The sequence below is a fragment of the Ochrobactrum sp. C6C9 genome (assembly GCF_022627935.1).
In the GTDB taxonomy this organism is placed as follows: Bacteria; Pseudomonadota; Alphaproteobacteria; order Rhizobiales; family Rhizobiaceae; genus Brucella; species Brucella teleogrylli.
In genome coordinates, this window is sequence record NZ_JABXGB010000061.1 from 1 (window position 1) to 10,697 (window position 10,697).

Consider the following 10,697-nt stretch of genomic DNA (forward strand, 5'->3'; position numbering starts at 1 on the left):
GCTCACAATAGGTGGATTCCAGAATATGTCGTTCTGGGTTTCGGTGCGCATTTCGTAGCGTTTCAACCTTTTGTCAAAAAATCTCCGAACGCTTTTCGGGGCAAAGCCGCGAAGCAGCAGGTCGAAAATCGCTGGATAGCGTTTGCATAGATATTGGCGTGTGCCGTCCGGCCAAAAGGCCCGGGGTGAAAGCAATCCGCAATCAGGATGTGTCTGCATGAAGTCAATGGCGTTGCGCAAGGCGAGATGATCCATCTGAATGTCGGGATTGAGGATGAGATGAAACTCACCCATATCCGACAAAGCCAGATTATGCCCCCGGCCGAAGCCGATATTGCCTTGTCCATGCATAACACGAGTTTTCCAGTTTGGAAGTTGCTCCTCAATAATTGCCGAGATTGTGTCTTCGCTCGAGTTGTCGATAACTGTTATTGCCACGGAAGTCGGGTCGAATGGAGCCAGTGCATCTGAAAGCGCTGCGAGTGTGGCGCGAAACTCATTTGTGTCTGGATTGAATGTCACGATCGAAATCGTGAGCATCGGGATTGTATCACAATTTCGCCAGACAGTGGCTTCCATCAAGGTGTTACTTTCGACCCATTCGGTTGATGACGCCATGCCAAAGGCCCAGGGTCATCATTTTCGCGTGGCGCATCCCTTGCGGGACAAAAAAGGTGAAAAAGAGATACTGGCGGACCAGTCGCCACAAAAGCACAATTTTCCACGAAAAGGATAGCCATGGACGGCGGCAAAGCCAAATGGCGTTACGGAAATGATAGTAGTGTCTAAGGGGGCTATGAACAGGGATACGTCGACCGCGGAATTTTATCCACTGATCTCCAAGTGTGTGTTCCATTTTGGCATTGAAGGCGCCGAAGCAGTAGTAGCCTTTTTCGCGTGCGCGCAGACCCCATTCGATATCGACATAATCGATGAACATCTCCTCGTTCATAAGGCCAACGGCGTCGAAGCTTTGTATCGGCGTAAGGCAGCCAGAAGCTATGAGAAAGTCGGTTTCTACGAACGCATCGAGAGGTTGACGCTCGCGGCGCTTCAGCTTCAGTCCGTCCAGATAGACGAAGGCTGCGGCTTCTCCTTGTCGGGTATCGGTATAGGAGGGTCCGACGCCGGCGACATGAATGCCTTTCGAGGCGAGCGTTTTCGCTACTTTCAGGAGTTCAGCTACCATGTTGGGGGCAGGGATACTGTCCTGATCGAGGAGCAGCACGTAGTCTGAGCCGATGGCTTTGGCGCGTTGGATGCCAACATTTTGCGCCTTAGCAATTCCGTGATTTTCGTCGAATGGGATCAGTTCAATATCGGGGTGCGCTTTCAAGGTGAGTGAAAGATCGCAGCGCGAGCCGTTGTCCACAACAATGAGGTGCGTTAGCTGAGGAGTGGCAGCATTGATTAACTTCTCTAATGGTTCGATGTCGGGATTGAATGTGACAATGATCCCGGTCACTTTAGGCGTAGTATTATCGGTTTTTTGACAATCGATGATCATGAATGCTTTTCGTTCGTCGCTCGCTATTCAAGGCAATATAATGGTTCGGTATTCCAAAAAAAACTTGCCTACAAGCTTCTTTACGTATTCCGTCGCCAAATCATGGTCAAAGTGCTAGTGCAGTAGCCAGCATTCTAATGTTGTTAAGGGAAGTTTCATGAAGGGCATTATCCTGGCTGGCGGAAGTGGCACAAGGCTATATCCTCTCACAATAGCTGTTTCCAAACAAATCCTTCCGATTTACGACAAGCCTATGATCTATTACCCGCTGAGCGTTCTCATGCTCGCGGGTATTCAAGATATCCTGGTCATCTCAACGCCACAGGATCTGCCGCTGTTCCAGAAGCTTCTCGGCGATGGCAGCGAGTTCGGCGTGAATTTTTCCTATGCCGAGCAGGCGCATCCAAATGGTCTCGCCGAAGCCTTCATCATCGGGCGCGAATTTATCGGCAATGACAGTGTCGCGATGATTCTCGGCGATAACATTTATTTTGGCGACGGTCTGTCGAACCTCTCCCAGCTCTCTTCCCAGCCGATGAAGGGCGGTACAGTTTTTGCTTATCGCGTGGATGACCCGCAGCGCTACGGTGTGGTGGAATTCGATAACAAGACAGGTCAGGCAATCTCGATTGAAGAGAAGCCAGAAAAGCCGAAGTCTCATTGGGCTGTTACGGGTCTATATTTTTATGACAATCAGGTCGTGGATATTGCACGTTCGATCAAACCGTCCGCACGTGGTGAACTTGAAATCACCACTGTAAACAATGTGTATCTTGAACGGGGTGAGCTGACCGTTCAGCGATTTGGTCGTGGATATGCCTGGCTGGATACCGGTACTCACGATAGCCTTCACGAAGCGTCATCTTTTGTACAGACGATTGAAAAGCGTCAGGGCATTAAGATTGCATGCCCGGAAGAAATCGGTCTCGATAAGGGCTGGATTTCGGGCGATGCCGTTTTGGAACGCGCTGGCAAATTGGGTAAAACCGAATATGCGGCCTATTTGCGCCGCCGTGTAAACGAACTGGGAAATCAATAATGGAAGTCCGCTCGCTTGGTCTCGATGGAGTGTTCGAAATCATCCCGCGTAAATTCGGCGATGATCGCGGCTTCTTTTCGGAAACCTATAATGCCAGATCATTTGCTGATTCTGGTATCGACCTGACCTTCGTGCAGGATAATCACTCGTTTTCGGCGGCGAAGGGCGTTGTTCGCGGTCTGCACTACCAATTGCCAACGCGCGCGCAGGACAAGCTTGTCCGCGTGATTCGCGGCGCCATTCTTGATGTCGCTGTCGATATTCGCAAAAGCTCGCCGACATTCGGGAAGTGGGTTGCGCTGGAAGTTTCCGCCGAAAAGTGGAACCAGATTCTGGTGCCCAAGGGCTTTGCCCATGGTTTCATGACGCTCGTGGAGAACACGGAGGTCATCTACAAGGTCACGGATTATTATTCTCCGGAGCATGATCGCTCGATCCGTTTTGACGATCCGGCTATCGGCATTGAGTGGCCACTTCCTTCTTCGGACGTCCAGCTTTCCGACAAGGATCAGAAAGCGCCGCTTTTCGCCGACGCAGAAGTTTTTGCTTGAGGAATGATATGAATATTCTCGTCACTGGTGGTGCAGGCTTCATTGGTTCGGCTGTGTGCCGTCATCTCGCCGCCGATCCGAAGGTCAATGTTCTCAATCTCGACAAACTGACCTATGCGGGCAATCTCGCATCGCTGCGTCAGATCGAAAACCACCCGAATTACAGTTTCCTCCAAGCCGATATTTGCGACGATAACCTGATTCTGGACACGCTGCGGTCGAATGATGTCGATATCGTCATGCATCTGGCCGCCGAAAGCCATGTTGACCGTTCCATCGACGGTCCGGCGGCTTTCATCGAAACCAATATTATTGGCACGTTCCGTCTGCTTAATGCGGCTCTCGCTTACTGGCGTGAACTGCCGGAACCGCGCAAGTCGAACTTCCGCTTCCACCATATCTCGACCGATGAAGTGTTTGGCGATCTGCCGTTCGACAGCGGTATTTTCACGGAAGAAACCCCCTATAAGCCGTCGTCGCCTTATTCGGCTTCGAAGGCTGCGTCGGATCATCTGGTGCGCGCATGGCACGAGACCTATGGTTTGCCAGTGGTTCTCTCGAATTGCTCGAACAATTATGGTCCGTTCCATTTCCCGGAAAAGCTCATTCCGCTGGTGATTCTCAACGCGCTCGATGAAAAGCCGCTGCCGGTTTACGGGGCAGGGGCGAATGTGCGCGATTGGCTTTATGTCGAGGACCATGCCCGCGCGCTGGCCTTGGTCGCGACGACGGGCAAAATTGGCGAAAGCTACAATATCGGCGGACGTTCAGAGCGCACCAATCTCAATGTCGTGGAAACGATATGCGCCATTCTCGACAAGAAGCGCCCACGTGCCAATGGCAAGAAATATGGCGACCTGATCACCTTCGTGACGGATCGTCCCGGGCATGACCGCCGTTACGCCATCGACGCCTCGAAGATCGAGCGGGACCTCGGATGGACGCCGCAGGAAACTTTCGAAACCGGCCTTGAGAAGACCATTCAGTGGTATCTCGACAATGGCTGGTGGTGGGAGCCGATCCGCAGCGGCACTTATGCCGGTGAGCGTCTGGGCGGTGGTGCGGCCAAAGCAGGTGCCGTATGAAGATGGTCGTCACCGGGCGGGAAGGGCAGGTCGTTCAGAGCCTTCTGGAAAAGGCTGCTCAGCGCCCGGATCTCGAAGTGATTGCGTTGGGAAGACCGGAACTCAATCTGGCCGACCCCGCAACCATCCGCAAGGCGATTGTCGATGCCAAGCCCGATGTCGTCGTGTCGGCTGCGGCCTATACCGCCGTCGATCAGGCTGAGGATGAGCCGGAAATCGCCTTGGCGGTGAATGCGGCTGGCGCTGCTGTCGTTGCCGAGTCGGCGAAAGCGTGCAGCGCTCCGGTTATTCATTTGTCGACGGATTATGTTTTCGCGGGCAATAGCGACAGGCCCTATGTCGAGACCGATCCGACTGGTCCCCGCAGTGTCTATGGCAGTTCCAAGCTTGAAGGCGAAAGGCTTGTTGCCGCGGCGCATCCACAGCATATCATTTTGCGCACGGCCTGGGTCTACAGCCCGTTCGGCAAGAACTTCGTCAAGACGATGCTGCGCCTTGCAGAAACCCGCGATGGCCTGTCGGTCGTGTCCGACCAGTGGGGCAACCCGACGTCCGCGCTTGATATTGCCGAAGCGATTATCCGCGTGGCGGATCATCTGGCGGCAAAGCCGGATTTCGCCGATTACGGCGTCTACCATCTTGCAGGCACGGGCGATGTCAACTGGAGCGGTTTTGCGCGCGGGATTTTCGTTGAAAGCGCAAAACATGGCGGCCCGACTGCCGAAGTGACGGATATTGCTACTGCAGACTATCCGACAAAAGCTATGCGTCCGGCCAACTCACGCCTGTCGACAGCAAAATTCCAAAAGGTGTTCGACTGGTCTGCGCCTCACTGGCAAACGTCACTACGGGATGTGGTGGCAAGGCTGATGTAACGTTTAGTGAGAGCATCTCCGACGCGGCATCGCTAAACAAGCGCTGCGGTTGTTTTTTCATATCGAGCGAATACAATTTGCGCTTGAGCTGAGGTAATCCTCTCCGTTTTAATGGTTTAAAGTGCTAACCGCCGCCTGTGCTTCGGGCTCTTTCGTCTGCAAATGGGTGTCGTCTGAAGCCGCCTTATCTGACGAACTGGTAGCCATACAACAATTCGGCAGCCGGTATCCTTCAGACGCCAGATGAACTTAGCGGAGCAGGCGCGCCTCTCGTAGCAACCACATCTTGTCTAGCCCTACAGTTGCATTCTTCGTGATGCCGGACTGCAACGAGCAATTGTCTGTGCTCCGGTGATCGAAAATCACTCGTTTCGCCACGGCCTGACGAATTTGCAACTGTAGGGCTAGGGACAATAGCTGCGGCTGCGAAGCTCTGATTCTCAGAACTATTATTTATTTTTTTCAGGTGCTTTCGCCTAAGTTGTAGCTCTGGTAAAGCGATTACGTGTCTATCGGTAAGGGTAGCTATCGATGAAGCAACTAAAACACAGGCCAGGCATGGCAGAAATTCCACTGATCGAAACATTTTGCGAAACGCCTAATTTAAAACTAATGAGTGCTCCACAAAAGTCGACTGTCACACCGATTTTGCCGCAACTGATGCCATTGCAGGTTATACCTGATTGGCGGGGTAAGCTTTGTGTCCTTGAAAAAGGCACCGGTTTGCCCTTTGAGGTTCGGCGGGTCTATTTTTTGTATGACGTACCATCCGGTTCGGAGCGCGGTGGGCATGCCCATCACGAACTGCAGCAGTATCTAATTGCAATTTCTGGCAGCTTTACGGTTGACCTTGTTACCAGTGAAGGACGCGCCTCATATCGAATGGAGCGACCTGATGAGGCCTTACACATCGGCCCTTATACCTGGCGGGAAATCCATAGCTTCTCTTCGAATGCGGTTTGTCTTGTACTTGCTTCACATGAGTATTCTGAAAAAGACTATATCCGAAGCCGCGCTGATTTTGAAAATTTGATGGGTATCCAAAAATGAATGTGCCATTCGTTGATTTTAAGGCAGCCTTATTGACTATGCGAGAAGATATGTCGGCGGCCTGTAATAGTGTAGTCGCGGGCGGCAATCTCATTCTTGGCACCGAATTATCTACTTTCGAAAAGGAATTCGCCGACTATTGTGGTGCGGCCCATTGTGTCGGCGTGGCGAATGGACTGGAAGCTATCAGCTTTTCATTGCGTGCGCTCGGCATTGGCCCTGGTGACGAGGTGATCGTGCCGTCGCAAACCTTTGTCGCTACATGGCTCGCAGTCTCACATGTTGGGGCGACGCCAATTGAGGTCGATGTCGAAGCCGATACCGTTCTTATCGATTGCGACAAGATCGAAGCGGCGATTACGTCAAGAACTCGAGCGATCGTTCCCGTGCATCTGTTTGGTCAGGCTGCCGATATGGGAAAAATCATGGAGATCGCTGCGCGACATAGCCTGTATGTCGTAGAAGACGCGGCGCAGGCGCACGGCGCTCGTTATAGGGGTGCACGCGTTGGGACATTCGGTGATCTCGCTGCATTCAGCTTTTACCCGACAAAAAACCTCGGTGCAGCTGGTGATGGAGGGGCTGTCGTCACCCAGAACGCTGACCTGGCTGCAAAGCTAAAGCGCTTGCGCAACTATGGAAGTGAGAAGAAATACTACCATCAGGAGGTAGGTTTCAACTCTCGACTTGATGAACTGCAGGCGGCTTACCTGCGGATCAAGCTGCGCCGCCTTGATGACGAAAACATGCGCCGTCTGAAAGCGGCTCACTATTATATTGATCGTTTAAAGGATGTCGCTGCGGTGACGCTTTTGAAGGTCGAGCCCGAGCGTGAACATGTCTATCATCTATTTGTAGTCCTAGTGCATGATCGAGATAAGGTCGTCGAAAAAATGCGGGCGGCAGGGATAGATGTCGCGGTCCACTATCCAATCGCCCCAGGCGATCAGCTCGCCTACGATTTAGACTGTGATCGCGCGACATGTGTAATGGGTCGGCAAGCCTCTGCAAATGGTCTGTCTTTGCCTATTTGGCCAGGAATCACTACTGCGCAGCAGGATCAAGTAATTCAGTCGCTACTCGAGGCGACCGGGTAATAGCTATGCAGCGTTTTTTTCTCCGAGTTGCTAAGAGCGTTGGACGGCGGTTTCTTCCTGTTCGAGGCCTCAGGACGCAGACTGCGACTTTAGTCCCAGATAAGGCGATTTGTGATGTGGTTTTTTTTTCACAATGCTTTGATGCCGCTTGGTATAGGCTAAAATATGCGGACGATGTCGGTCATATCGATGATGTCTGGAAGCATTACCTTCAGGTCGGATGGAAGCTGAAATTTGATCCCTGTGAGTTTTTCTGGGGAGCCTGGTACCTCGAGAGGTATCAGGATGTTGCCGCCGCTGGTATGAACCCACTTCAACACTTCGAGCAGCACGGAGCTTTTGAGCTTCGTGATCCATCGCCGTTGTTTGACGTCGACTGGTATTCACGAACATATAGAGTCGATCTGACCTCGATTAATCCACTGTCGCACTTCCTTCGAGAGGGGCGTCAGAAAGGGTATATGCCGCGTGAAGACCTTTATGTAAGATCGTTTCTTCGGGGCTCGACGTTTGGCGGACATGCCTCTATTGCTTTGAGCGATGTCGAGTGGAAGATGGCACATGCTGGCGAAGACGCTTTGCACCAGGCTAAGATTACCACGGGTAGAGCATATTGCGCTTCTCAAGGTGTGGATATAGCCGAGCAACCCACGCTGCTTGAAATAGCACAAGAGATGCATGACCAGGGGATCGTTCACGTCGTGCCGCCGTACAGTGTCGCCTTAGCTGACACATTTGTTATTCCCGGTAGCACCATGCTGGCCAAAGACACTTTCATAATAAGTGATGAGATCGCAGTCTCTTCCCATACCTCAAGCCCAAAGCTGTGGGATCGAATCTGGCGAAATGGAGATAACATCCTCCTCAAGTATCAGGTCGGACTCAATCCCAAGATAAAAACCGGGCTGCATCTGTTCAAGGAATATGAGCAAAATTATTTCCACTTTGTCGCGGAACTGTTGCCGAAGCTTATGTACTTCGAACAAATGGAACTCGATGTCTCCATCCCTCTTCTGGTCTCGGACGATCTCGATGAGCGACTTTACGAATTGATTGACCTGCTCAAGCATCCGGACCGCGCGCTTCTGAAAATGGAGAGAAATGTTCCATATTTGGTCGAGAGGCTGTTCTACGTTTCTGATCTCTCTCTCGTCAGCGATGTTTACGACAGAAAGCCTGTACCATCTGACACCTATCTGCCCTCAAGACTTCTCCACGCCATTGCCGGTTCGGTGCTGCCGAGCGGGAATCCGCAAGATGATGTACGTAGGAGGCGGAAGCTTTTCCTGACGCGGCAAGGACGACGTCGTAAAATCCTAAATGAAGCGGAAATTGTTGATATGCTCGTCAGGCAGGATTTCGAGGTCGTCGATCTTGCTGCATTGTCGATCAATTCGCAGGTAGAGTTGTTTTCGTCTGCTGATGTCATTGTTGGTGGCACGGGTGCTGCATTTACCAATCTTCTTTGGTGCAGACCAGGCACGAAAGCCGTAATCCTGTATCCCGATCACCCTTACAATAACACCACGTTTTGGGATAGAATCGGTATGGCGCGGCAGTTGGATATCAGATACATCGACGGCGAACGAGCGTATGCGGTGACAGGTATCCACTCAATGCATGACGATTTTACAATAGAGTTGAAGCAACTGAAGGATGCCCTATGATCCGTATCCGAAAAGCCGCCCGAGTAGAAGGTATGGGGCTGAGGTTGCGAAACGCCGTCACAGAAGATGCCGATTTCATATTTTCTTTACGAAGGAACGACAACCTCAACAAATATATATCTGCTGTCAGTGATGACGTGCAGCAGCAGGTTGATTTTCTACGGCGCTACGAGATCAAGGATAATGAAGCATTTTTCGTGATTGAAGACTTGGATGGGACGTCACTGGGCACTATCCGGATCTATGATCAGAGAGAAAGTAGTTTCTGCTGGGGAAGCTGGATTGTCTCCCCCGAAGCATCGTCGCGCACCGCAACGAAAAGTGCGCTTCTGCTGTACATATATGCTTTTGACAATCTGGGTTTCGCATCATCCCATTTCGACGTGCGACAGGGAAATGAACGAGTCTGGAAATTTCATGAAAGTTGGGGTGCGAAGCTGACGAGCGAGGATCATCTCGACAGGTATTACTCGTTATCGTGTGCTGATTGGCATAACGTACGAGAAAAATATAGATCCATGATCGAGAAAGGCGGACCCATTTCCGTCGAATATCTTTCGTAGAATTACCAGTGTTTCCTATGAGTTTGTGATGATATCCCTTGTAGTGACGACCTATAACCAAGCCCGGTATATCCGCGATGCGTTGAATAGTGTCATAATGCAGGGAATGACAGACCTCCAAGTGATCGTCGTTGATGATGGATCAAGTGATGAAACCCTCGAGATCGCACGGACGTTTGAATCGTCGGGATTTGAAATTCTATCGAAGCAAAACGGTGGCCCAAGCAGTGCACTGAATTACGGCATGTCACGTGTCAAAGGTGAATTTGTCGTCTTTCTGTCAGGTGATGATCGGCTTCTTCCCGACAGCATTGCGCAGCGAGTGGCCGTTTTGCGCAAGGGGCGCGCCGCGATCGTCAGCAGCTTACCGGAATGGATTGATGGAAATGGAGATCCTCTGCCGGATTCGGCCCATCCGCCGCTTTTTAGTCATTACGCTTTTGAAACCGCTACGGATATGTTTGCGCACATCTACAGGGGCGGTAACATAATCTGTGCGCCATCAGTCGCCATGACGCTGACGTGCTGGAATACGGTGGGACTTTTTAACGAAGATCTTTGGCAATTGCAGGATTATGAATACTGGCTTAGGGCTTGCGTGAAAGATCAGCTTTTTCATTGCATCGCAGAGCCTTGTGTCGCCTATCGGTGGCATGGGCGAAACCTTTCGCTTGCCGATTCTACAGCGAGTGAGAAGGAAATGGACTGTGTCTTACTGAGTGCACCCGACTGGCTTGATAGAGGTAGGCTCCTGGATTTGATCTGGGGAAAGGATAAGCGTGAGCTGGTCCGTGACATCGATCTTGAAGTCTTACGTTCGCTTCTACAGCTCAAACATAGTAAGAAGTCTGTCAAAGACGACGGAATCAGGAAACTGCGCAATATAGCCAAAGATGAGTGGTACAGAAATTCTATTCTTAATTCTCTCTTTTAGCAGTACATCTGCGTAATTTTTCAGTCGGTGGCGTTGTTCTGTTGAGGACTGAATTATCGGAGAAATGGAAATATAGAGCCGTCAGCCTTTTTCGAAATCGATCTCAAAAACGATGATGATACGGCGAGCTTGTTCCAGTGTGCAATACAATTCATAAATCACTTGAATATCCGCAAATTTAATTGGAGAAACTAAAGCGTGTCGCATTTATTCGGCCTCATACCCAGCAACCTTAAAGAAGTTCTGGCATTGATTGATGGAGAAGAGACTGATGATATCGCCAAGTGCTTTTGAGATGGCGTCGAAGCTGCGTGCTGCTCGCTTTCTCA

The 10,697-nt window shown here is 51.1% G+C and carries 11 protein-coding genes; 9 read left to right on the plus strand and 2 right to left on the minus strand.

All coding sequences use genetic code 11. From position 1 onward, the window contains the following. Both HWD97_RS23570 and HWD97_RS23575 read right to left on the minus strand, forming a co-directional pair. On the minus strand, positions 1–618 hold a 618-nt coding region (locus HWD97_RS23570), incomplete at its 3' end, for a glycosyltransferase (RefSeq protein ID WP_371835739.1). Then, positions 587–1,507, minus strand: coding sequence for a glycosyltransferase family 2 protein (locus HWD97_RS23575; protein ID WP_371835740.1), 921 nt, complete (start codon positions 1,505–1,507; stop codon positions 587–589). The genes HWD97_RS23575 and HWD97_RS23570, both read right to left, overlap by 32 nt. 157 nt (positions 1,508–1,664) lie before the next feature. Between HWD97_RS23575 and rfbA the strand changes: the two genes are divergently transcribed. The 9 genes from rfbA to HWD97_RS23620 all read left to right on the plus strand — a co-directional run bounded on the left by rfbA (position 1,665) and on the right by HWD97_RS23620 (position 10,368). Beyond that, positions 1,665–2,546, plus strand: coding sequence for a glucose-1-phosphate thymidylyltransferase RfbA (rfbA, locus tag HWD97_RS23580; protein ID WP_371835741.1), 882 nt, complete (start codon positions 1,665–1,667; stop codon positions 2,544–2,546). Further along, entirely contained in the window at positions 2,546–3,097 is a 552-nt protein-coding gene (gene rfbC, locus HWD97_RS23585) for a dTDP-4-dehydrorhamnose 3,5-epimerase (protein WP_371835742.1), read from the plus strand. The genes rfbA and rfbC overlap by 1 nt, the downstream gene beginning before the upstream one ends. 8 nt (positions 3,098–3,105) lie before the next feature. Further along, positions 3,106–4,182 (plus strand): dTDP-glucose 4,6-dehydratase, encoded by a 1,077-nt coding sequence (gene rfbB / locus HWD97_RS23590; protein WP_371835743.1) that lies wholly within the window; start codon positions 3,106–3,108, stop codon positions 4,180–4,182. Then, positions 4,179–5,057, plus strand: a complete 879-nt coding sequence (gene rfbD / locus HWD97_RS23595) for a dTDP-4-dehydrorhamnose reductase (RefSeq protein WP_371835744.1) — start codon at positions 4,179–4,181, stop codon at positions 5,055–5,057. Before rfbB ends, rfbD begins: the two co-directional genes overlap by 4 nt. 531 nt (positions 5,058–5,588) lie before the next feature. After that, entirely contained in the window at positions 5,589–6,107 is a 519-nt protein-coding gene (locus HWD97_RS23600; protein WP_371835745.1) for an FdtA/QdtA family cupin domain-containing protein, read from the plus strand. Next, positions 6,104–7,204 carry a DegT/DnrJ/EryC1/StrS family aminotransferase gene (locus HWD97_RS23605; protein ID WP_371835746.1) on the plus strand — a complete coding sequence of 367 codons (1,101 nt, stop codon included), beginning with the start codon at positions 6,104–6,106 and terminating at the stop codon, positions 7,202–7,204. The genes HWD97_RS23600 and HWD97_RS23605 overlap by 4 nt, the downstream gene beginning before the upstream one ends. Positions 7,205–7,209: 5 nt before the next feature. Next, positions 7,210–8,871 (plus strand): DUF563 domain-containing protein, encoded by a 1,662-nt coding sequence (locus HWD97_RS23610; RefSeq protein ID WP_371835747.1) that lies wholly within the window; start codon positions 7,210–7,212, stop codon positions 8,869–8,871. After that, positions 8,868–9,434: a GNAT family N-acetyltransferase gene (locus HWD97_RS23615; protein ID WP_371835748.1), complete on the plus strand. Its 567-nt coding sequence runs from the start codon at positions 8,868–8,870 to the stop codon at positions 9,432–9,434. Before HWD97_RS23610 ends, HWD97_RS23615 begins: the two co-directional genes overlap by 4 nt. 43 nt (positions 9,435–9,477) lie before the next feature. Continuing rightward, positions 9,478–10,368: a glycosyltransferase gene (locus HWD97_RS23620; protein ID WP_371835749.1), complete on the plus strand. Its 891-nt coding sequence runs from the start codon at positions 9,478–9,480 to the stop codon at positions 10,366–10,368. The last annotated feature ends 329 nt before the right edge of the window (positions 10,369–10,697 follow it).

What these genes read in the sequence shown, in the direction of transcription:
- rfbC (WP_371835742.1), top strand. Translation starts at nt 2,546, where the DNA reads ATGGAAGTCCGCTCGCTTGGTCTCGATGGAGTGTTCGAAATCATCCCG.
- HWD97_RS23615 (WP_371835748.1), top strand. Translation starts at nt 8,868, where the DNA reads ATGATCCGTATCCGAAAAGCCGCCCGAGTAGAAGGTATGGGGCTGAGG.
- rfbB (WP_371835743.1), top strand. Translation starts at nt 3,106, where the DNA reads ATGAATATTCTCGTCACTGGTGGTGCAGGCTTCATTGGTTCGGCTGTG.
- HWD97_RS23610 (WP_371835747.1), top strand. Translation starts at nt 7,210, where the DNA reads ATGCAGCGTTTTTTTCTCCGAGTTGCTAAGAGCGTTGGACGGCGGTTT.
- HWD97_RS23575 (WP_371835740.1), bottom strand. Translation starts at nt 1,507, where the DNA reads ATGATCATCGATTGTCAAAAAACCGATAATACTACGCCTAAAGTGACC.
- HWD97_RS23600 (WP_371835745.1), top strand. Translation starts at nt 5,589, where the DNA reads ATGAAGCAACTAAAACACAGGCCAGGCATGGCAGAAATTCCACTGATC.
- rfbA (WP_371835741.1), top strand. Translation starts at nt 1,665, where the DNA reads ATGAAGGGCATTATCCTGGCTGGCGGAAGTGGCACAAGGCTATATCCT.
- rfbD (WP_371835744.1), top strand. Translation starts at nt 4,179, where the DNA reads ATGAAGATGGTCGTCACCGGGCGGGAAGGGCAGGTCGTTCAGAGCCTT.
- HWD97_RS23605 (WP_371835746.1), top strand. Translation starts at nt 6,104, where the DNA reads ATGAATGTGCCATTCGTTGATTTTAAGGCAGCCTTATTGACTATGCGA.